This is a genomic window from Desulfovibrio fairfieldensis, assembly GCF_001553605.1.
GTDB lineage: Bacteria > Desulfobacterota > Desulfovibrionia > Desulfovibrionales > Desulfovibrionaceae > Desulfovibrio > Desulfovibrio fairfieldensis.
In genome coordinates this window covers 1,483,684-1,503,319 of sequence record NZ_CP014229.1, presented here as the reverse complement: position 1 = coordinate 1,503,319, position 19,636 = coordinate 1,483,684, and the positions used below count along the sequence as shown (strand labels likewise).

The following is a 19,636-nucleotide window of genomic DNA, read 5'->3' as shown; positions in this document are numbered from 1 at the left end:
CGCGCCCGGGGGACCGGGCGCGGTCAGGCGGGATCAATTATGCTTTATCGGGATCAGGAGCCTGAACGTCTTCGGGCAGAGCACTGGGCGCGGCTGTGGGCTTGTTTTCCCCTGCGGACTTGTCGGCATTGGGCGAAGTACTTTGCGTCTTGCGCAAAAACGAGCTGCGCGAGGTTTCCGCGCCCAGTTGCTTGCGCAGTTTTTCCATTTCGCGCTCAAGGCTGCTGACGCGCCACTTGCTCTTCATAAGGCGCGCGGAAAGATTGACCTTGTCCCAGACCAGGAAGGCGAGCGCCAGCACGGCGCCCACAAAAAAGGCCGCTACGATCAGGAAATAGAACGGCAGGGGAATGGAGGCCATGGGTGGCAGGAAGAAAAGATTGAGCGTCAGCACCAGATTTTGGGAAAGGGCGTTCTGGTTCTGGAAAAAGAAGACCAGAGCCAGGAAAAAAAGGATGGCGAGCAACAGAACCTTGACATACCGCATAGATATACTCCTCGAGGCTACAAGCTGTCCCAAAATTCTTTTACCGCATTTTGCGTTTGAAATGTTGCGCACTTCAAACTCTACGCCGCCCGCGTACTGCGGAAGCGGTAGCCGTTGGCGAGTCTTCGAGCCGTACGGATACCGACAGCAATGCTAAAACGCGGTTTATCGCTGCCATCAATGCCCGTAAGCCCTTTGGGCTAACGGGCACGTCAGGTCGCCTCCGGTCGCTTCCTCGCACTTGGGCACGGGGTCCGCTCACGCGACCACCAGGGCAATTCACTCATTTCAAGCGTGAATCGCTACCAAGGCATTTTGAGAAAACCGCTTTGCCTGACGGCAAAGCGCTGAGCACATCGTAAGCAGATTAAGATGCAAATGCGCTGTCAGGCGCGTCGGAAGCTCTATCCATTCGTGTTATCGCCGCGCTCAATTCCATCCGATGGCAACCGAAGGGGAGGCAGACGATCAGGCCTCTTTTCCGTCGCGGCTGAAATAGGGCCGCAAAGCCGCATAGGTGCGGCTGAGATGTTCCGGCATGGTACGTACTTCATCAAATACGGCCATAAAGGATGAATCTCCGTTCCAGCGCGGCACCAGATGAAAATGCAGATGCTCCCGGATGCCCGCGCCTGCGGCCTGGCCCTGATTGAGACCTATATTGATGCCCTCGCAGTTGAAGTGCTCCTTGAGGATCACCGTGCAGCGCTGGATCAGATCCATGATTTCGTGGGTTTCCTCGGCGGCCAGATCGGCAAGAGCCATAATGTGCCGGTACGGACAGACCATGATATGCCCGTTGTTATAGGGATATTTATTCATGATCACAAAAGCCCGCGTGCCGCGATAGAGCACCAGCCGCTCCTCGTCTTCGTCCGTGGTATCGGGCAGACAAAAAACACAGGTATCGGGCTTGGGTCCGAGGATGTATTCAATGCGCCAAGGCGCCCAAAGTTGTTTCATGACCAGACTAGCATACACTGTATGGGAGGAGGGAGCAAGCGTTGATTGCTCGCACATGCTCCGGTCACGGGCGTTTATCGTTGTTTTCGGACGCATTCTGCGCCAGTCGGCGGGCCAGGTTGAGCTGGCTTTCCACGTTGGGGGCTTCGCCGTCCAGCTTGGCGACAAGTACGGCTTTCAGAATGCGGCCATACAGCGGCCCCGGCGCGAGCCCGAGACGGCGCAGTTCCGCACCGCCGATGTCGGCTCTTTCCCGCCGCCATTGGGTGATGTAGCGCGAGAGGTTTTTCTGCAGGCCGGGATTGTCCGTGGAGGCCATGATATACAGCAGGCACTCCAGAGCAATGGGACGCAACAGGGCGCACAGGGCGCTGACTTTGGCCGTGCCCATGTCGTCCTGGCGCTGCCAGGCCTCCAGTTTGCCGCGCACGGCGCGCATCTGTTCACGCTGCCCCAGGATTTCGGCCTTCTTTACCTGCGGCAGACCCAGCCGCAGGTAATGGGCTGAAGTGTCCGCATAGTTCATGTTAAGGTTGAGCCCCAGAAAATAGACCAGCCAGGCCTGCGCGGTTTCATCGAAATAGAGCAGACGGTACCAGGTAAGCATTTCCTTCAGGCGGTGCAAAAGATTCCGCCTGTTGGGCGTCAGGCCGAGCTGGGGCGCAATGGCCTGCAAAATGCACAGTTCGTCCAGGCGGGAAAAACAGGCCGGAGGATCCTCCTCATCGCAGATATGCTGATATTCGTTGAACAGGCGCGCCCCGGAGAGACGGTCCATGAGCTTGAGGGACAGGGCGTTCTTGATCAGCTTTTCCGCTCCCGGGCCGATGCGGAACTTATAGCGCTGCTCAAAGCGCACGGCCCTGAGGCAGCGGGTGGGGTCCTCCACAAAGCTCAAGGTGTGCAACACGCGGATGACGCGCTCCTTGATGTCGCGCTGGCCTCCGAAAAAATCCACCAGCTGGCCGAAGGGCGTGCTGTCCAGACGCACGGCCAGGGCGTTGATGGTAAAATCTCGTCGGAAGAGATCCATCTTGATGGAGGAGAGTTCCACCGTGGGCAGGGCCGCCGGGTATTCATAATATTCCAGCCGGGCCGTGGCCACGTCGATGCGCGACTCAATGCCCTTGCTGTCGTGGAAGATGACCACAGAGGTCAGGAATTTCTGATGCTCGCGCACCCGGCCGTTCAATTCAGCCGCCAGGGCCTTGGCCAGTGCGATGCCGTTGCCCTCCACCACCAGGTCGATGTCCTGATTGGGCCTGTCCAGCAGCAGGTCCCGTACAAAACCGCCCACAGCATAGACCGGCAGGCCCAGTTTTCTGCCCAATTGCCCGGCCAGATGCAGAAGCTCCCGGATTTCAGCCGGCAGGCGGTCCTGGATGAGCTTGCCGATATTGCGTTCCTTGCTGTTCTGGCTTTTGCGGTCCAGCAGGCGGCCCGGCTCGTCGGCAAAGACGTTGATCAGGTCCGTGCGGGTGACCACGCCCACCACTTTTTCACCTTCCACAATGGGCACCAGGCGCTGGCGCGCGTCCACGATGACCGCGGTGAGCTCCTTCAGGCTGGCGTCGGGCGGCAGGGTGCGCACCCGACGCTGCATATAGTCCTCCACCGGCGAGTCGCCCAGGCCGTGAGCGCTGGCCCGGGAAGCGGTCTGGGCATCCAGCAGGCCCACACAGGAACGCGTGCCCGGTCTAAACACCGGCACGGCCTTGAGACCGAAGTGGAGCATCAGCTCGTCGGCCTCCTGAATGCTGGAGGCGGATTCAATGCCCACCGCAGGCGCGGACATGTATTCGCGCGCCGTTTTGTCCGGATTGGCCTGATCGTACAGACGGCGCAAAATGGTTTCGCGCACTTCATTGATGGTCATGGAACGGACGGAGGCCGATGCCGCATAGGCATGGCCGCCGCCGCCCAGTTCCGCGCAGATGTCGCCCACGTTCACCGCGTCGCTGCGGCTGCGCGCCACCACCTGGATGCGGTCGCCCATGATCCCGATGGCGAACAGGACAGAAAATTTTTCCATTTCCATCAGCCGGTGGGCCAGATAGGCGAAGTCCCCCAGGTAGTGTTCCATGGAGGCTTCGGCCAGGACCACAGGCGTATTGTTGATGGTATAGGTACGCGCCGATTCCAGCAGGCTGTTCAAGGCCTGGATGTGCAGGCTGGTCAACTCATGGGCCGCCATCTCATTGATCTGATTGACGTCCATGCCCTGGCCGAGCAGCCAGGCCGCGGCCTGAAAATCTTCCGCCGTGGTGGAGGAGTAGGTGAACGAACCCGTGTCTCCGTAAATGCCCAGCCCCAGCAGCGTGGCCTCGTCGCTACCCAGACGGACGTTTTGCGTCTCCAGGTTCTGGACCAGCAGGCTGGTCACCGCGCCCACCTGGGCCAGATGCACCGCATCCGCCGCGATATCGTCCGGCGAGTCGGGGTGGTGATCCCATGCTTCGATGCGTATGCCGGGTCGCTCCAGCAGGGGGGCCACATGCCCCACACGGCTGCGCTGGCGGGTGTCCACCAGTACCAGCCGGTCGAAATCCTCCCAGCGCAGGTCGGCGGCCTCGGCAAAGCCATAGGCGACGGGGTTCAGATTGGCGTATACTTTTTGCAGGCCACGCTCCTGGCTGCCGGGGAAAAGAAGCATGCAGGGCGCATAGAGATGCCGCGCGGCCAGCATGGCCGCAAAGGCGTCGAAGTCGGCATTGGCGTGACAGGTGATCAAAGTGGCCGTAGCGGCGCTCACAGCTGGCTCCGGGGATGGAATTGATGATGAATGCCGCGCAGGCGTTCCGCCTGGACATGGGTATAGATTTCCGTGGCGCTGATGTCCGCGTGCCCGAGCAGGAGCTGCACCGCGCGCAGGTCCGCGCCGCCTTCCAGCAGGTGTGTGGCAAAGGAATGCCGGAAGGTATGGGGAGAGACTGCTCGACGGATACCCGCCAGCAGGGTGTATTTCTTGACCATTTTCCAGATATACTGACGGCTCAGAGCCCGGCCTGAACGGTTGACGAAAAGCTGGTTGCCGCCGGGGGAAAACAGCGGCCGCCAGGAGCGCAGATAGTCGTCCAGCAGAGCCTGGATCATGTCATGCAGGGGCACCAGACGTTCTTTGGCCCCCTTGCCGAATATGCGTACCAGTCCCCGTTGCAGATCCAGGTCGGCCACACTCAGATTGCAGAGTTCCGACACCCGCAGACCGGCGGCATAGAGCATCTCCAGCATGCAACGGTCGCGTCGGCCGCTTTTTTCGTCCATATCCGGCAGTGCCAGCAGTTTTTCCATTTCCTCGCGGCTGAGCACTTCCGGCAGATGCTGGGGTAGCTTGGGATTTTCCAGTAAAAGCGCTGGATTGGCTTTCAGGGCTCCTTCCTCCACGGCAAAGGCGAAGAACGCCCTCAGGGCGGAAAGGCGGCGGGCCAACGTGCGCCCGGTGTTGCCTCTGGACCGCAGCCAGGCCAGATACAAAAAAATTTCCTGCTCGTCCGGGCAGGAGGCACTGCCGCCGCTTTGGGCCAGTTCTTCTTCAAACAGAAAAAAACTTTCCAGATCCTGACCGTAGGATTCCACTGTCCGGGGCGAAAGACCGCGCTGCGCCAGTAAATAGTCCAGCCAAGCCGGGAGCTGATTGGAGAGGGGAGGGACAGCTTGCGATTGTTCCATGCCTGTCATGCTAGCCGCCTTGCCCGCGCCGGGCAAGTGCCCTTTTAGAGCAGTTCACGAATAGAATGAGCCAACGGCTTTGCGCGCTATCCATAAGCAGGCAGAGCTTGCCTGCGAAGGCGACAGTGATTGCGGCGATGTAACCGTGTCGTTACGCATGCAACGCTCGGCGCAAGAATTGGTCTGCGAATCCTTGTCGCGAAATGCGGGTAGACGGGCTTTTCCTGCCGCAAACGAACATTTCAAGTGGTAAATGCTGTAGAAAAAAACGGCTGTCCGGGGCTTGGCGGGCTTCCCTCCGGCCGACGAATCGGCTATGTTCAAAGCATCATGTATATCATTCACAATGAAGCAAGTGTTGGCGCGCTGGGGCGGCGCGGCGTGGCGCTGACCAGCGAGATCATGAACCGTCACTATGTCCGTGACGAAGAATTCGTCTGGGACCAGCTTGTGGAAAACGTGATGTGGATCGGCCCCCTGCGTTCCCAGTTCGTCACCGGCCTGGATAAGGCCAAGGCGCTTCTGGACCAGGAGAAGGACGTAACCTTCACCATGGAGCAGGAAGAGTATCTGGTGCCCTATGAGGATGAGGAATCCTGTATTGTGTCCGGCTGTTATTACGTGACGTCGGACCCGGAGACCAAACTCTTCATCCGCTGCCACCAACGGGTGAGTTTTTTCTACCGCCTGTTCGGCGACCGGCTTAAAGTGGTGCATATGCACCTTTCCCATCCTTATGAAGTTACAGACCCGGACGAGTATTTTCCTTTCCGCTTCGGCAAGGAAGCCTATGAATATATAGCCAGCACCCATCAATTGGCTTTTACCGACAGCCTTACGCAATTGGGCAACCGCAACGCCTATGAAACCGATCTGCTTGAGCTTTCCGGGCGTCTGTCGGAAATAGATTCGCTGGCTATGGTTCTGTTTGATCTCAATAACCTGAAGCTGATCAATGACAGCTTGGGGCATCTTGCGGGCGATCAGCTGATCCGCAGTTTCGCCTTCCTGCTCAAGGAGTCCATGCCTGCCACAGCCAAAGTGTACCGATATGGCGGCGACGAGTTTGCGGTTTTTCTGCCCGACGTCGACAACGGCATTTTGGAGCGGGCGCTCCGGGATCTGGAAGACCGCAAGGAAGCCTACAATATGGCCAATACCACCCGCCTCAGTTTTGCGGCGGGGCACGCTTTTTTCAAAAAAGGCCAGGACCATACGCTTTCCGACCTCATCAAGCGGGCGGACAGCCGTCTTTACGCCCGCAAGCGGGCCATGAAACAGTTGCTTTGAACCTTCGCGGCGATACCTATGACGGAAAATCACACGGCGCTGCATGAAGAGATTCGGGCGTATGTGGGGCTGGGTTCCAACAGCCCCGAGGCGGAGGCCATGCTGGCGCGGGCTCGTGAAGGACTTTCCCGCCTGCCGGAATTGCGCCTGAGTGCGGCGTCGCCCTTGTACAGCACGGAACCGCAGGGGTATACGGAGCAGCCTTGGTTTCTGAACCAGGTGGTGGAACTCATACTCGCGCCGGTATGGCGTCCACGGCGTCTGTTGGCGGCCATGCTCCGGCTGGAAAGCACCCTCGGGCGTGTCCGCAGCCCGGACCCGGCTTTGCGTTACGGCCCGCGCGCCATTGATGCGGACCTTCTGCTCTTCGGCGAGGAGCATTGTTCCGATCCCGCCTGTCGCGTACCGCATCCGCGTCTGACGCAACGAGCCTTTGCTCTGGTGCCTCTTCTGGATATCGCACCTCAGGTCCGCATTGAGGGAACCGCCGCCACGCAATGGCTGGCGCGCCTGAACTACAGGCTGGACGGGTGCAGAATTTTTCAGTGACGCGTTCCCCTCTCTGTGCTAATGTCGTCAGCGGTCCGAAGCGGCATGACGCCCGAAAGACGTGGAGCACAAGCTCCGCGCGAACCATACGCCATATTCCGTTGCGGCGCAGCATGCTCGGAACGGTGAAAGGAGCATAACGAATGTTGAAATGGCTTATTTTGATCGTGGCGATCTATGTTCTGTACCGTCTCTTCGCCAATGACGTGCTTAAGAAAAAAAAGATAAACAAGGAAGAGAGCGCCGCTGACTTGGAACGCAAAGTGGCCGCCGGTGAAATGGTCAAGGATCCCGAGTGCGGGACCTATGTTTCAGTGGACGGTAATATCTCCGTGCGCGACGGCGACAAGGTATATCGCTTTTGCAGCTATGACTGTCGGGACAAATTCCTGCAGCGCCTGGAAGAAGGCGGCCGCGAACTGCCTCCCCGCGAATAATTTCTGCTTCGCCGCCGCGCAAGGCAGAGGCGCATATCTGCCTTTGGTCCGACTCGCCGATCCGCAGTCAAAATTAACAGCCCCGCTGATGTCTTCTGCATCAGCGGGGCTGTTTCGTTAACTGGAATTATGCAGCTTCCCTGGCAGCATCTGCGGCAAGAGCATGCTTGCGTCGCCGTCTGCGCGGAGTCTTTTTGCCTTAGAGCAGATTGCCTTTGAAACGCTATACGTTTCAAAGGGATCATCCCGGCAAAAAACGTGGTTTTCGCCGGAATCCACGCCGCTTCGCGGCGCGCATCACCACAGTGTTCGGTATTAGAGCAATTTCAAAGTGAAATTGCTCTAATTGGCAGCGGCTTCCAACCTGCCGGTGATATTGTCGCGCACCCACTTGGGGTCGATCCATTCCAAAGGCGTCACTTCAACACCGCCCACCAGCATGCCGAAATGCAGATGATCTCCGAAAGCCAGGCCGGTGCTGCCCGTGCGGGCGATGGTCTGACCCTTCTTGACCACGTCGCCCTTGTTGACCTGGATTTCACTCAAATGGGAGTACAGGGACATGAGCCCGAGGCCGTGGTCAATGACCACGAGGTTGCCGTAAATACCCAGATCGCCCGTATAGACGACGCGGCCGCTGTTGGCGGCGGGCACGTCGGCATTGCGCACTGAAGCCAGGTCGAAACCCAGGTGGAAGGATTCGCCCACCAGTTTGCCCTGATAATGGAAGAAACGGTGATCGGCAAAACCGGCCCGCGCGGCGGAGCGGGGCAGCCGCGTGAAGGCGCCGCTCCAGAGCATGGCCGCCGCGGTATCCTTGCCGATTTCACGCAGGGTCTGCACATTGGCGGCGCGTACCTGATTGTTGATATAGAGGTAGCATTCAAGCGGATTGGCGGCGTTGGGGGCCAGATTGCGCAGTTTGTTCTCCACCGAAAGCAGAAAATCGTCCTTCAGTTCCAGGCTGTCGCTTTTGAAGTTGCGTTCATAGGCCATGACCGTCAGGCGACTTTTAGTCACATTGCCGGCCAAGTCTGTGGCCGTGATCTCCACCGCGTTTTTGAAGTCGCGGGCGGTCATGGTATAGGGGAAGGGGAAGAAGCAGAGGTAGCTGCCGTCCTTTTGCAGGAAGCCGGGCACAAAATAGCCTGCCACAAGCACGCCGCTGTTGCTTACGTCTTCATCAATGGTGTAGCGAACCACCGCCGACCCGCCCCGGCGCACATTGGGCGGCAGGGTTTTGACGGAAATGCGCGGCGGCTGGGTGTCCAGGCGCATGGGCAGTTGCACGGTGCGGGTGTTGCCCTGGCCGAAGCCCGCCAGAGAGCCGTCCGTGGCGCGGATTTCCAAATCAAAAGCTCCTTCGCGCAGGTTGGCGTCCTTCAGGGGGACGTTCACCACCCGCTCAGGCAGGTACTCTTCAAAATGCTTGTTGAAGATCACATTGAGCACGTTGTTTTTGCGAATGCCCACAGTCAGCGCGCGGATGCCGGAGGGATCGTCCATGCGGATCTGCAGCACTGTGGCCGGCGAGACTCTGCCGGTATTAGGCGAAACCTGGACGACCGGGCCGTCCATATCCTTAAAAAAAGTATAGCCGCCGACAACCAGGGCGGCTACGACCAGCAGAACTAACACAGTGGAAAATATACCTTTTTTGCGCATCAGGAACTCCTCGTGACGGTGTTTGAAATGTTTGCACAAAGAACGGTGATTTTCAAGGAAAAGTCTTGATATTTTCTTGACCGTGCATGAAGCGCCCCTGTCCGTCGGCGTGCCCGCGCATTGACTTGACTGCTAAAATCTGTTTCTTCTTCCGCAGTATGCAGAGCGGCAGATATCCATATGGCCAGGCTTTCCCCAACGCGCAGGGCGCGCGGGACCAGCAGGTAGACCCCAAGCGCTTGCGCCGCCGGATGGTGCGCGAGCAGCTGGAGGCCAGAGGCATCAGCCATCCCGGCGTGCTGGCGGCCATGGCCGCCGTGCCCCGGCATCTTTTCGTGCAGGAGGCTCTGCGCGCCCAGGCTTATGAGGATACCCCCCTGCCCATCGGTTATGGTCAGACCATTTCCCAGCCCTATATCGTCGCTCTGATGAGCGAGCTGCTGGAAGTGGAGCGGGGCATGCGCGTACTGGAAATCGGCACCGGCTCCGGTTATCAGGCGGCCGTGCTGGCCACCATGGGCTGCACCGTCTTTACCGTGGAGCGTCTGCGCGAACTCTACCTGAATACCGGCGCCCTCTTGCGGCAACTGGGCCTTCGCGGTATCCACATGCAGCGGCGTGACGGTACTCTGGGGGTTCCTGAGGCGGCTCCGTTTGAGCGCATCATCGTTACCGCAGGCGGCCCCGAAATCCCCCGTCCTTTGCTGGAGCAGTTGGATGAGGGCGGCATTTTGCTCATCCCCGTGGGCACGCGGCCGCGCACGCAACGGCTGATGCGCCTGCGCAAAGAACAGGGCCGCATCTGCAGCGAGGATCTCGGCTCGGTCATTTTTGTGGATCTGGTAGGCGACCACGGCTGGCAACCGTCGTCCCGCTGAGTTTCTGGAATTCCGCCAACATAATGAAGGAGATGTCATGTCTTCCTGTTCTTCCTGTTCTTCCGCTTCATCCTGCTCCAGTTCCACGGACAAGGGGGGCGATGGGAACTGCAATGATCTGATGGCCCGCCAGGACAGGGTCATTGCCGCCACTTTAGGGCATATCCGCCATAAAATTTTCGTCATGAGCGGTAAGGGCGGCGTGGGCAAAAGCTCGGTGACGGTGAACACCGCCGCCGCCCTGGCCCGGCGCGGCTTCAAAGTGGGCATCCTGGATGTGGATATGCACGGCCCCAGCGTGCCCAACCTGCTGGGCCTCACCAGCACCGTTGAAGTGGACCCCGGTAGCGAGCTGATGCTGCCCGCCGCCTACAATGAGAATCTATCCGTCATTTCCATGGACTCGCTGTTGCAGGATAAGGACCAGGCCATTCTCTGGCGCGGACCCAAAAAGTCCTCCGCCATCCGCCAGTTTCTCGCGGACGTGAAATGGGGCAATCTCGACTTCCTGCTGATCGATTCGCCTCCCGGCACCGGCGACGAGCACATGACCGTGCTCAAGAGCATCCCCGACGCGCTTTGCGTGGTGGTGACAACCCCGCAGGAAATTTCCCTGGCCGACGTACGCAAGGCGGTGAATTTCCTCCAGTATGCCAATGCCAACGTGCTGGGCGTGGTGGAAAATATGAGCGGACTGGTCTGCCCGCATTGCCACACTGAGATTGATCTCTTTAAGAAGGGCGGCGGCGAGGAGCTGGCCCGGCGTTACGGGCTCAAGTTCCTGGGAGCCATTCCCCTGGACCCGGCCACGGTGGTGGCCGCCGACCGGGGCGTGCCCGTGGTCTATCTGGAAAGCGACGGCCCGGCCAAGTCGGCCTTTCTGGCTCTGGCCGATGCCATTGCGGAGGCTGCGGACAACAGCCTGGAAGCCCTGTCCAGCCCCAATTCCTGAGCTTCAGGGGTCCCTTCAGCCGGAGGGGCCCCTTTTTCATGCCGAGACCGCGCGAGTCCGCCGCAAGGCGGGATATTTCTTCTTTTCTCCCCCGCGCTTTTGTGCTAGAAAAGCAAAAAATTCCGATGGAAACGCCAGAGAGGAACAATGCTCAACCTTGCCAATAAAATTACCTTGTTGCGCATTCTGATGGCGCCTCTGGTCGTTGTTCTGCTGTATTTTGAAGGCCCCGCATTTTGCATATTGGCCGCGCTGGCCTTTATTTTCGCCGCCATAACCGACTGGATGGACGGCTACATCGCCCGGCGTGAAAACATGGTCACCAGCATGGGCAAATTTCTGGATCCGCTGGCCGACAAAGTGCTGATCTGCTCGGTGCTGATCATGTTCGTCAAGCTGGGCTGGGCTCCGGCCTGGGTGGTGATCGTCATCGTCTGCCGGGAACTGGTGGTGACCGGCTTGCGCGCCATGGCCATCGACGAGGGCATCGTGCTGGCCGCCGACAAGTTCGGCAAGGCCAAAACCGTGCTGCAGATTGTGGCCATCGTGCCCTTGATCCTGCATTATCCCCTGTTCGGCGTCGCGCTCTGGCCCATCGGCGAAGTGCTGCTCTATGTGGCCTTGGCCCTGGCTCTGATCTCCGGCGTCAACTACTGTTATTATTTTTACCGGCATGCCTGCGATAAGGTTCAGCCCGGGAAGGTTGCATGAGCACGTTGCAGATCCGCCTCAAAAACTGCATCCAGACCATTCTGGATCTGGAGCCCGACATGCGTGCCGAGATCTGGGGGCGACATTTCGACGAAGAGCTTTCCACCCTCAAGGACTATTTACAGCGCGTGGACCGTATGAATCTGGCGGAGGACGACGTGCAACGTCTTGAAAACGCCACGGCCAGTTTTCTCGCTGAACTCAGGCTTTCCCGCAGGGGGCAGCCGCAACAGAAACGTCTTTTGCAGTAATCATGTTCTGGCGTGTGTTCATTCTCGTGGCTCTGGGGCTCATCAATGTGGTTCTGTTCAGTCGCATGATCTGGGGGCCCACCGGTCTTATGGAATACCGCGAACTCAAGAGGCAGTATGCCGCTCTGCAGGAGCAGGTCGCCGGTCTGGACGCGGAAAATCTGGCGCTGAGCCGGGAAATCCGTCTGCTGCAGTCCGATAACCAGTATGTGGAAAAAATGATTCGCCAGCGCCTGCATTACGTGCGGGATAACGAAGTGCTGTATCTTTTTGGAAAGTCGGCCAAAACCGGACAGGGAGCCGCGGACAATGACGGAAAAAATTGAATGGTATAAAGAGGTTCTGGAACTGGAGCCCAATTCCAAGGTTTTTTTCCCTCTGGCGCGCATGCTGGCTGAGGAGCAGCGCTTTGACGAAGCCGTGGCCGTGCTGGAACATGGACTGGAGCGCCATGGCGAGTTTTTGGAAGCGCGTCTTTTTTTTATTGAGCTTTTGCATGAAACTGGCCGCCGCGAGGCCTGCGCCAGGCAAATAGACAAACTCAGTTCCATGTTTTCCGCATATGCGGGTTTCTGGCAGGCCTGGGCCGCCTGCCTGTCCGCGTCGGACGGTTCGCCGGATACCGCCTCGGTGCTGCGTTTTCTGGCCGCGCATTTCATGCGTGGCCCCATCTCCCTGCATGAAGTGCTGGACCGCGGCATTGCCTCGTTGCTGGATGAGCCGCAATCGCAGCAAAATTCTTCTGGTTTTCGGTCCCGGACAGTGGACGCCGCCGCGCAAATGCCGGGTCAGCCTGCACCGGGCCAGGACGCGCTCCTGAGTGAAAGCGCGCCTCTGCCGTTGTTGCCGGAGGAAGACGATCTGAAGCTTGACCTGACTCTCAAGAAATTTTCCGCCGGAACAGCGGTTGAGGATGACGACGTCCCTTTTGAGGAAGCGGACGGAGAAGGTTTTGATCCCGACACGGCCATGGCCGAAGACGAGGCCCTGCCGGAGCCTTTGGAAATGCCGGGCAGGGAAAAAACTGCTGCCGTAACGGTTCAGGCCTCCGATGTCGCGGACACGCAACCGGCGAGCAACGCGGACGACGCTGACGACAGCGAAGAGCGCTTTTCTCTGCGTACCCGCTCCATGGCCGAAGTTCTGGCGGAGCAGGGGGATATCAAGGGAGCGCTGGATATTTACCATGAGTTGGCTGCGGTGGCGGTGGCCCCGGAGGAGAGCGCCGACCTGCAGCAGCGTATTGCCACCTTGAGCGCGCGCCTCGGCAGCGCGCAGGAGATGGAACAGGAACAGCCTCCGCAACAGGAGGAATCCGCCAGCGGCAAAGACAAGCTGATCAGCATGCTTGAGGCGTTAGCGGAGCGCGTGGAAGCCAGGGCGCAAGACTAGGGGCTGTTTCTAAATGAGGATTTTCGTTCTCTGCCAAGAAAGGCGAGCCTTGGGCGGAGGGAGTATATTCAAACATATTCGACCTTCGCACGGGCGAGCTTGGCGCCGGCAGAGGGCGAAAGGACAATTTAGAAACAGCTCCTAGAGCATTTCAACTTTGAAATGCCTAACGCCAAACACGGTGAGGCGCGCCGCGAAGCGGCGTGGATTCCGGAAAAAACCGCGTTTTTTCCGGAATGCCCCCTTTGAAACGCAAAGCTTTTCAAAGGTAATCTGCTCTAGAGCGGGTTAACTTCGTAATATTGAGCTGCTCGATGAGGATTTGCCCTCAAATCCTTGCCGGGATGTGTTTGCAGGCGGGTGCGGCCCGCCGTTGCGCAAGCTTCTCAAGCGTAAAATGCTCTAATGCACGGGGGAATATGGTGTCGAATTCTTTTTTGCGTTGTTTTCTGCTGCTGATGGCCGTGTCTCTGGCGGCTGGCTGCAGTTCCTACCAGCCCACCAAAAACGCCTGGAAGAGCACCAAGGGCTTCTGGAATACCTATGTCAGTCCTCCGGCCAGCGTGGATTATGACGAAAAGGGCGATCTTTCTCCCCGAGCGCTGGCTCTGACCAACTGCATGATGGGCATCGACGTGGAACTGGGCCGCCTGGAGCGGGTCATGCTCAACGCGGACAAGCCCCCGACGCGGGAATGGATCAGCAATTTTTTTGCCACCTTCCCTTGGATCAGCGGCTTTGCCGGCGTCAAGTATGACGGCACCATCCTGGGACAGGAGCCGGCCACTTCCATGAAGGATCTGGATTTTATTCCTCTGCTCTATGAGGATAAAAAGCAGAACAGCCGCGCTTTGCGCGCCGATGTGCAGAATACGCCGTTGGGGCCGGAGGTCATGCTGGCAGCGCCGCTGTATGATGGCGTGGATTTCCTGGGCGTGGTAGTGGCCTATTTCGACATGCGGGCTCTGATGCAATATTCCGGCAGCCCGGAAAATATGGTGATTTTGTCTCCCCAAGCTCTGCTCTGGCCCGGCAAGTACGATTTCGCGGCCACGCCGCTGGCCGGCGTCGACTGGTCTGAAGTGGTGAGCAAAAGTTCGTCCGGCACCTGCACCAACGCCACGGGCTCCTTCTATTACATGGTACGCTATCTGGGCAATCTGCCCCTGGTGTTCGCCGTGGCTGAATCCGGCACCTTCCCCGAGGGCAAGGGCGATCTGGAGCAGGGTCTGCCTTTCTTCCCCAAAGAACGTGAAAAACTGCCGCCCCCACCGCAGCCGGAGCACAAAGATAAGGCTGATATGTCCGGCGCGCCGAGCTTTGGCGCTCCGTCGGAAGAGGGCGCTCCGGCCGCCGATATGGGCACGCCCGGCAGAACCGCGGGCAAGCCGTCCAATGAAATCCAGCCGGGCAGTCGTGACAGCATGTTGCTGAAAGGCAAGGGCGCCGAAAAGTCGCGCGTGCAGGAACGTCAGCTGGAAGGCGAAAATGTGCCGGTAGAGCGGGTACAGCGCCCCAGAAAGGCCGCACCGCAGCAGCCGCGCCGCAGCGTGCCGTCTCCGGACCTGGTTCCGGACGCTGATATGCCCACGTTGCCGGGCGGCCGTCCGAGTCCCTTTGGGCCGCGTGAAGAAGCTCCGGTCATCAAGCGCCCGAGCCCCTTCGGCCCCCATACGGAAAGCCCGGCCATGCCTGCCGGGGAAGAGGCCGCTCCCGCGACAAAGCAAGAGTCTCCGGCTCAAACGCCGTCGACTCAGACCCAGGAGCCGAAGCAGGACGCGGCCCCATCCGCCGAACAGTCGCCTGCCGCAAGCGGCGCTGCGACGGAACAGGCCCCGGAAAAAGAAGGCGAGCCGCAAGCGCCCGCAACACTGCCGGGCGGACGGCCGAGTCCTTTCGGTCCACAGAACTGACGCATCGCAGAATGCCGGCATGCGCCGCCCCCAGGGTGGCGCATGCCTTTCCGGCCCCGGAGTAATTCCGCTTCCGGGACGTTATTAAGGAGGCTCTCATGGCTGACATCACGGTTACCGAGCACCTTCTGCTACACCAAAAGCGCACGCCGCAGGCTACCGGGCAGTTCACCGGCCTGCTTTATGATCTCATTCTTTCCGGCAAGTCCATTTCCCGCCGCATCAACAAGGCCGGTCTGCTCGATATTCTGGGGGGCACCGGCGAAGTGAACGTTCAGGGCGAAAATGTTCAGAAAATGGACGCTATCGCCAACCGGATCATGATTTACCGCATGGAACGTTGCGGCGCGCTTTGCGCCATGAGTTCCGAGGAAGAGGCCGAGCTCATCCGCGTCAGTCCGGAGTTCCCGCGCGGCGATTATATTCTGATTTTTGACCCGCTGGACGGTTCCTCCAACATCGACGTCAACATCAATGTGGGCACTATTTTCTCCATCCTGCGTCGGCCCGAGGGACATACGGGTGAAGTGACGCTCGATGAAGTGCTGCAACCGGGCGTACAGCAGGTCGGGGCCGGCTATATTCTGTACGGGCCGTCAACCATGCTGGTGTTGAGCACCGGACAGGGCGTGCACGGCTTCACGCTGGATCCGGGCGTGGGAGAATTTTTGCTTTCCCATCCCGATATGCGCATTCCGGAACAGGGGCATATCTATTCCGTCAATGAAGGCTACTGGCAATACTGGGACGAAGCCACACGCGAAGCCGTGAACTGGTTCCACACCTGCGAGAGCCAGGACGGTAAACCCTATTCCTCCCGCTATGTGGGCGCGCTAGTGGCGGACTTTCACCGCACCCTGATTTACGGCGGTATCTACATGTACCCGCCGGACGCCCACAAGCCTGACGGCAAGCTGCGCCTGATGTGCGAGGCCTCACCTCTTTCGTTCCTGGCGGAACAGGCGGGCGGCAAGGCCAGCGACGGACGGGGACGCATTCTGGAGCGCAAGCCCGAGCGCCTGCACGCGCGTACGCCCCTGTTCATCGGTTCGCGCAAGGATGTGGAAGCCGTGGAGCGCACGTATGCACAACATGCCAAGGCCTGAGGCCCTAGCGGCGCGGGGGCTGTGATCCATGCTTTGTCTCGGCATTGAAAGCTCCTGTGATGAGACGGCTCTGGCTCTGGTGGAAGACGGTCGACTGCTGGCCTCGGTTCTTGCCAGCCAGGCGGACGTGCATGCTTTGTTCGGCGGAGTGGTGCCGGAATTGGCCTCGCGGGAGCACTACCGCTATATCGGGCCGCTTTTCGACGAACTGATGCGCCGTTGCCGACGCCAAGCCGTTGACATTGATCTTGTGAGCGTGGCGCGCGGTCCGGGTCTGCTGGGCAGTCTGCTGGTGGGGGTGGCCTTTGCCAAGGGCCTGGCTCTGGGATTGGGGGCGCGCTTCCTGGGCCTCAACCATCTGCACGCGCATTTGCTGGCAGTGGGGCTGGAGCGGGAGCTGCGTTTTCCCTGTTTAGGTTTGCTGGTTTCCGGCGGTCACACCCATATTTACCGGCTTGAGTCGCCCTGGCGTTGCCTGCCGCTGGGCCGGACTCTGGATGACGCGGCGGGTGAGGCCTTTGACAAAGTGGGCAAACTGTTGGGCCTGGCCTACCCCGGCGGACGCCTCATGGACGCATTGGCCACCGCCGGCAGGGCGGATGCCGGACTTTTTCCGCGCCCGTATCTTGACAACGACAATCTGGATTTCAGTTTCAGCGGCCTGAAAACAGCGGCCGCCTTCTATATTGAGCAGCATCTGGACGGCCTCTGGCCGCATCCGTTACAGAAGGTTGAAGATGCGCCCGAGGCTCTGAGGGACTGCTGCGCGTCTTTCAACTTGGCGGTGGTGGATACGCTGTGCGTCAAGGTTGAGCGCGCTCTTGACCGACAGCCGGATCTGCGCACGCTGATTGTGGCCGGTGGGGTTGCCGCCAATTCGCTGTTGCGCAGCCGCATGGTTGAGCTCATGCGGCGACGGGGCGGCGACATCCTTGTGCCGAACCCGACCTTATGTACGGATAATGCCGCCATGACGGCCTATGCCGGCTGGCTGTTGGGTCAGGCCGGTTTTTGCCATGACCTGCGCATGGAAACCATTCCGCGCGGCAGGGCGGTGCCCGAGGATATGGTGTGTTGCGCGGATACGGCACAGGTCGGGGAACCCGCCTGAAACGCGCAGATTGTCTTGACACCGGGACGTTAGATATCTACTCTGCAACAGGCACAGAAGCGGACGCGGCGCCCCCGTCGGTCCGTCTGTGCAATGCGCGCCGCGCGGCCATTGGCATTGCCGAGCCGCCGTGCGCGACCCTAAGCAACCCAAGGAGTAATCATATGGCTGAACAGGTCACTGATGCCACTTTCGAGAGCCTTGTTCTGAAATCCGATCTGCCGGTTCTGCTTGACTTCTGGGCTCCCTGGTGCGGCCCCTGCCGCGCGGTGGGTCCGATCATTGACGAACTCGCCAAGGAATACGAAGGCAAGGTGCGTGTGGTTAAAATGAATGTGGATGAGAATCCCGCCACGCCGACAAAATTCGGCATCCGCGCCATCCCCACCCTGGTGGTCTTCAAAAACGGCGAAACGGTGGAACAGATCACCGGCGCCGTCACCAAGGTGGCCATGAAGGAACTGCTTGATTCAAAGGTCCTGGCATGAAGGCATACGACGCCGTTGTTATCGGCGGCGGACCGGCCGGCATTACGGCTGCCCTTTACCTGGCGCGCTCCGGTTGTTCAGTGTCGTTCTTTGAGCAGCTGACTCCGGGCGGCCAGGTTCTGCAGACCGAGTCCCTTGAAAATTACCCCGGCTACCCCCAGGGCATCAAGGGTTATGAGCTGGCCGATCTTTTTGCCGCCCATCTGGACGGCCTCGACATTGACCGGCCTACCGGCGCCGTGGAATCCGTTTCCGGCGCGGCAGGCCGGTTCAATGTGCGCGCCGGAGGCGGTGAGGAATACGCCGCCAAAACGGTGCTCGTCTGTTCCGGGGCGCGTCATCGCCAGTTGGGGCTGGAGAATGAGGATCGTCTGGTCGGACGCGGCGTCTCCTACTGTGCCCTCTGCGACGGTAATTTCTTCCGTGGGCAGACGGTGGCGGTAGTGGGCGGCGGCAATGCCGCCCTTGAAGAATCGCTGTACCTTGCCAAAATCGTGGGCAAGCTGCACCTGATCCATCGTCGCGAGGGCTTTCGAGGCCTTAAAGTCTATCAGGACAGGCTGGAGAGCATGCCCGACAAGGTGGAAATCCACCGTAACACGGTCATCACAAGCCTGAATGGCGATGAGCAGCTGACAAGCCTCAACCTGCACAACATTCAGAACGGCGCGGAAGAAGAGCTGCCGGTGGACGGACTTTTCGTCTATGTGGGATTTGCACCGGTAACCTCTTTTCTGCCTCAGGAACTTCAGCGCGACGACCAGGGCTTCATCGTAACGGATACGGAAATGCGCACAAGTATTCCCGGCATTTTCGCCGCCGGGGATATTCGCTCCAAACTCTGCCGTCAGGTAATCACCGCTGCTGGTGACGGCGCAACGGCTGCGCAAGCGGCTTTTGTCTTTTTGGAACAGCTCCATGCATAAAAAACTGCTTCGCTGCTTTGTGCTTGCCGTCAGTTTGTTTGCCGTGTCCGGTTGCGGCATCATTGATATGATCTATCTGCCGCCGGCTGAAGACACCGCGCAGGAGATCTTTGAAGCCGCCAACGACGCCATGAGTGAAAAGAACTACGTGCGCGCCGTGGAGCTGTACAACAAATTGCGCGACGCGTATCCGTTCAGCCCTTATACCATTGATGCTGAACTTTCGCTGGGTGACGCCTATTTTCTGGATGAGGAATACGAGCTGGCCGCCGAAACCTACAAGGATTTCGAGTCGCTCCATCCCCGTCATGAAGCCATACCTTATGTGCTGTATCAGACGGGCATGTCGCTCATGAAGCAATTCCGCTCCATTGACCGGGCTACCACGGAATTGCAGGAGGCCTACGATTACTTCAACCGCCTCTCTCAGATGTATCCCGATTCGCCCTACGCCAAGGGCGCGGAAGAACACATGCATACCTGCCGCAAACTCATGGCCGAACACGAATTGTACATTGCCGACGTGTTCTGGCACATGAAAAAATACGGCCCGGCTTGGCGGCGGTATGAATTCATCATGGAAAACTTCAAGGACGTGCCGGAAGTGGCGGAACACGCCAAGGAAAAGAGCTTGGCCGCTTACCACAACTACCGCGAGGAACAGGCCGCGGAGACGCGCGAAAAGCGTCAGGGTTCCTGGCGGGAGTGGTTCACTTGGTTGTAGTGGCGTGCTAGAGCAGTTCACACATGAAATGCGTGAACTGCTCTGCAAGGACTTGTCTGCAAATCCTTGCCACGAAATGCGAGTAGGCGGGCTTTGCTCGCCGTAAACGAGCATTTCAAGTTTG

Annotated in this window: 20 protein-coding genes; 15 read left to right on the top strand and 5 right to left on the bottom strand. The window is 59.2% G+C overall.

The features are described 5' to 3' along the window. Window positions 1–37: 37 nt before the first annotated feature. The 4 genes from AXF13_RS06385 to xerD form a co-directional block, all read right to left on the bottom strand. Entirely contained in the window at window positions 38–487 is a 450-nt protein-coding gene (locus AXF13_RS06385) for a LapA family protein (RefSeq protein ID WP_062252086.1), read from the bottom strand. Window positions 488–955: 468 nt separating this feature from the next. Next, window positions 956–1,450 (bottom strand): HIT family protein, encoded by a 495-nt coding sequence (locus AXF13_RS06380; RefSeq protein WP_062252085.1) that lies wholly within the window; start codon window positions 1,448–1,450, stop codon window positions 956–958. Between the two features lie 64 nt (window positions 1,451–1,514). Next, entirely contained in the window at window positions 1,515–4,202 is a 2,688-nt protein-coding gene (locus AXF13_RS06375; RefSeq protein ID WP_062252084.1) for a CBS domain-containing protein, read from the bottom strand. Continuing rightward, the gene (gene xerD, locus AXF13_RS06370) at window positions 4,199–5,128 is read right to left on the bottom strand and encodes a site-specific tyrosine recombinase XerD (RefSeq protein ID WP_062252083.1); all 930 of its coding nucleotides are present in this window, start codon (window positions 5,126–5,128) and stop codon (window positions 4,199–4,201) included. Before xerD ends, AXF13_RS06375 begins: the two co-directional genes overlap by 4 nt. Window positions 5,129–5,500: 372 nt before the next feature. Between xerD and AXF13_RS06365 the strand changes: the two genes are divergently transcribed. The 3 genes from AXF13_RS06365 to AXF13_RS06355 all read left to right on the top strand — a co-directional run bounded on the left by AXF13_RS06365 (window position 5,501) and on the right by AXF13_RS06355 (window position 7,395). Beyond that, the gene (locus AXF13_RS06365; protein ID WP_223299988.1) at window positions 5,501–6,409 is read left to right on the top strand and encodes a GGDEF domain-containing protein; all 909 of its coding nucleotides are present in this window, start codon (window positions 5,501–5,503) and stop codon (window positions 6,407–6,409) included. An 18-nt stretch (window positions 6,410–6,427) separates the two neighbouring features. Beyond that, window positions 6,428–6,958: a 2-amino-4-hydroxy-6-hydroxymethyldihydropteridine diphosphokinase gene (gene folK / locus AXF13_RS06360; protein ID WP_062252081.1), complete on the top strand. Its 531-nt coding sequence runs from the start codon at window positions 6,428–6,430 to the stop codon at window positions 6,956–6,958. Between the two features lie 143 nt (window positions 6,959–7,101). Next, a complete protein-coding gene (locus AXF13_RS06355; RefSeq protein ID WP_008683943.1) occupies window positions 7,102–7,395 on the top strand; it encodes a trash in 294 nt (97 codons plus the stop codon). Between the two features lie 342 nt (window positions 7,396–7,737). Here AXF13_RS06355 and AXF13_RS06350 read toward each other — a convergent pair whose 3' ends face one another. Next, window positions 7,738–9,060, bottom strand: a complete 1,323-nt coding sequence (locus AXF13_RS06350) for a M23 family metallopeptidase (RefSeq protein WP_062252080.1) — start codon at window positions 9,058–9,060, stop codon at window positions 7,738–7,740. Window positions 9,061–9,311: 251 nt separating this feature from the next. On the opposite strand from AXF13_RS06350, the gene AXF13_RS06345 reads away from it, so the two are divergent. The 12 genes from AXF13_RS06345 to AXF13_RS06290 all read left to right on the top strand — a co-directional run bounded on the left by AXF13_RS06345 (window position 9,312) and on the right by AXF13_RS06290 (window position 19,512). Then, complete coding sequence (locus tag AXF13_RS06345) at window positions 9,312–9,938, top strand: protein-L-isoaspartate(D-aspartate) O-methyltransferase (protein ID WP_062254759.1); 627 nt, start codon at window positions 9,312–9,314, stop codon at window positions 9,936–9,938. A 37-nt stretch (window positions 9,939–9,975) separates the two neighbouring features. Next, window positions 9,976–10,890, top strand: coding sequence for an Mrp/NBP35 family ATP-binding protein (locus AXF13_RS06340; protein ID WP_008683949.1), 915 nt, complete (start codon window positions 9,976–9,978; stop codon window positions 10,888–10,890). A gap of 147 nt (window positions 10,891–11,037) precedes the next feature. Continuing rightward, complete coding sequence (pgsA, locus tag AXF13_RS06335) at window positions 11,038–11,601, top strand: CDP-diacylglycerol--glycerol-3-phosphate 3-phosphatidyltransferase (RefSeq protein WP_008683952.1); 564 nt, start codon at window positions 11,038–11,040, stop codon at window positions 11,599–11,601. Then, window positions 11,598–11,852: a hypothetical protein gene (locus AXF13_RS06330; RefSeq protein WP_062252079.1), complete on the top strand. Its 255-nt coding sequence runs from the start codon at window positions 11,598–11,600 to the stop codon at window positions 11,850–11,852. The genes pgsA and AXF13_RS06330 overlap by 4 nt, the downstream gene beginning before the upstream one ends. Window positions 11,853–11,854: 2 nt before the next feature. Beyond that, window positions 11,855–12,178: an FtsB family cell division protein gene (locus AXF13_RS06325; RefSeq protein WP_008683956.1), complete on the top strand. Its 324-nt coding sequence runs from the start codon at window positions 11,855–11,857 to the stop codon at window positions 12,176–12,178. After that, window positions 12,162–13,244: a tetratricopeptide repeat protein gene (locus tag AXF13_RS06320; protein WP_062252078.1), complete on the top strand. Its 1,083-nt coding sequence runs from the start codon at window positions 12,162–12,164 to the stop codon at window positions 13,242–13,244. The genes AXF13_RS06325 and AXF13_RS06320 overlap by 17 nt, the downstream gene beginning before the upstream one ends. Before the next feature lie 419 nt (window positions 13,245–13,663). Beyond that, on the top strand, window positions 13,664–15,157 hold the full coding sequence (locus AXF13_RS06315) for a hypothetical protein (RefSeq protein ID WP_062252077.1): 1,494 nt from the start codon (window positions 13,664–13,666) through the stop codon (window positions 15,155–15,157). A 98-nt stretch (window positions 15,158–15,255) separates the two neighbouring features. Beyond that, a complete protein-coding gene (fbp, locus tag AXF13_RS06310; protein WP_008683965.1) occupies window positions 15,256–16,263 on the top strand; it encodes a class 1 fructose-bisphosphatase in 1,008 nt (335 codons plus the stop codon). Window positions 16,264–16,291: 28 nt separating this feature from the next. After that, complete coding sequence (tsaD, locus tag AXF13_RS06305; protein WP_062252076.1) at window positions 16,292–17,374, top strand: tRNA (adenosine(37)-N6)-threonylcarbamoyltransferase complex transferase subunit TsaD; 1,083 nt, start codon at window positions 16,292–16,294, stop codon at window positions 17,372–17,374. Between the two features lie 164 nt (window positions 17,375–17,538). Next, entirely contained in the window at window positions 17,539–17,862 is a 324-nt protein-coding gene (gene trxA / locus AXF13_RS06300; RefSeq protein WP_008683967.1) for a thioredoxin, read from the top strand. Further along, entirely contained in the window at window positions 17,859–18,788 is a 930-nt protein-coding gene (trxB, locus tag AXF13_RS06295) for a thioredoxin-disulfide reductase (protein ID WP_062252075.1), read from the top strand. The genes trxA and trxB overlap by 4 nt, the downstream gene beginning before the upstream one ends. Further along, window positions 18,781–19,512, top strand: coding sequence for an outer membrane protein assembly factor BamD (locus AXF13_RS06290; RefSeq protein ID WP_062252074.1), 732 nt, complete (start codon window positions 18,781–18,783; stop codon window positions 19,510–19,512). Before trxB ends, AXF13_RS06290 begins: the two co-directional genes overlap by 8 nt. Window positions 19,513–19,636 lie beyond the last annotated feature (124 nt).

What these genes read in the sequence shown, in the direction of transcription:
- AXF13_RS06385 (WP_062252086.1), bottom strand. Translation starts at nt 487, where the DNA reads ATGCGGTATGTCAAGGTTCTGTTGCTCGCCATCCTTTTTTTCCTGGCT.
- AXF13_RS06380 (WP_062252085.1), bottom strand. Translation starts at nt 1,450, where the DNA reads ATGAAACAACTTTGGGCGCCTTGGCGCATTGAATACATCCTCGGACCC.
- xerD (WP_062252083.1), bottom strand. Translation starts at nt 5,128, where the DNA reads ATGACAGGCATGGAACAATCGCAAGCTGTCCCTCCCCTCTCCAATCAG.
- folK (WP_062252081.1), top strand. Translation starts at nt 6,428, where the DNA reads ATGACGGAAAATCACACGGCGCTGCATGAAGAGATTCGGGCGTATGTG.
- AXF13_RS06355 (WP_008683943.1), top strand. Translation starts at nt 7,102, where the DNA reads ATGTTGAAATGGCTTATTTTGATCGTGGCGATCTATGTTCTGTACCGT.
- AXF13_RS06350 (WP_062252080.1), bottom strand. Translation starts at nt 9,060, where the DNA reads ATGCGCAAAAAAGGTATATTTTCCACTGTGTTAGTTCTGCTGGTCGTA.
- AXF13_RS06345 (WP_062254759.1), top strand. Translation starts at nt 9,312, where the DNA reads ATGGTGCGCGAGCAGCTGGAGGCCAGAGGCATCAGCCATCCCGGCGTG.
- AXF13_RS06340 (WP_008683949.1), top strand. Translation starts at nt 9,976, where the DNA reads ATGTCTTCCTGTTCTTCCTGTTCTTCCGCTTCATCCTGCTCCAGTTCC.
- pgsA (WP_008683952.1), top strand. Translation starts at nt 11,038, where the DNA reads ATGCTCAACCTTGCCAATAAAATTACCTTGTTGCGCATTCTGATGGCG.
- AXF13_RS06330 (WP_062252079.1), top strand. Translation starts at nt 11,598, where the DNA reads ATGAGCACGTTGCAGATCCGCCTCAAAAACTGCATCCAGACCATTCTG.
- AXF13_RS06325 (WP_008683956.1), top strand. Translation starts at nt 11,855, where the DNA reads ATGTTCTGGCGTGTGTTCATTCTCGTGGCTCTGGGGCTCATCAATGTG.
- AXF13_RS06320 (WP_062252078.1), top strand. Translation starts at nt 12,162, where the DNA reads ATGACGGAAAAAATTGAATGGTATAAAGAGGTTCTGGAACTGGAGCCC.
- AXF13_RS06315 (WP_062252077.1), top strand. Translation starts at nt 13,664, where the DNA reads ATGGTGTCGAATTCTTTTTTGCGTTGTTTTCTGCTGCTGATGGCCGTG.
- fbp (WP_008683965.1), top strand. Translation starts at nt 15,256, where the DNA reads ATGGCTGACATCACGGTTACCGAGCACCTTCTGCTACACCAAAAGCGC.
- tsaD (WP_062252076.1), top strand. Translation starts at nt 16,292, where the DNA reads ATGCTTTGTCTCGGCATTGAAAGCTCCTGTGATGAGACGGCTCTGGCT.
- trxA (WP_008683967.1), top strand. Translation starts at nt 17,539, where the DNA reads ATGGCTGAACAGGTCACTGATGCCACTTTCGAGAGCCTTGTTCTGAAA.
- trxB (WP_062252075.1), top strand. Translation starts at nt 17,859, where the DNA reads ATGAAGGCATACGACGCCGTTGTTATCGGCGGCGGACCGGCCGGCATT.
- AXF13_RS06290 (WP_062252074.1), top strand. Translation starts at nt 18,781, where the DNA reads ATGCATAAAAAACTGCTTCGCTGCTTTGTGCTTGCCGTCAGTTTGTTT.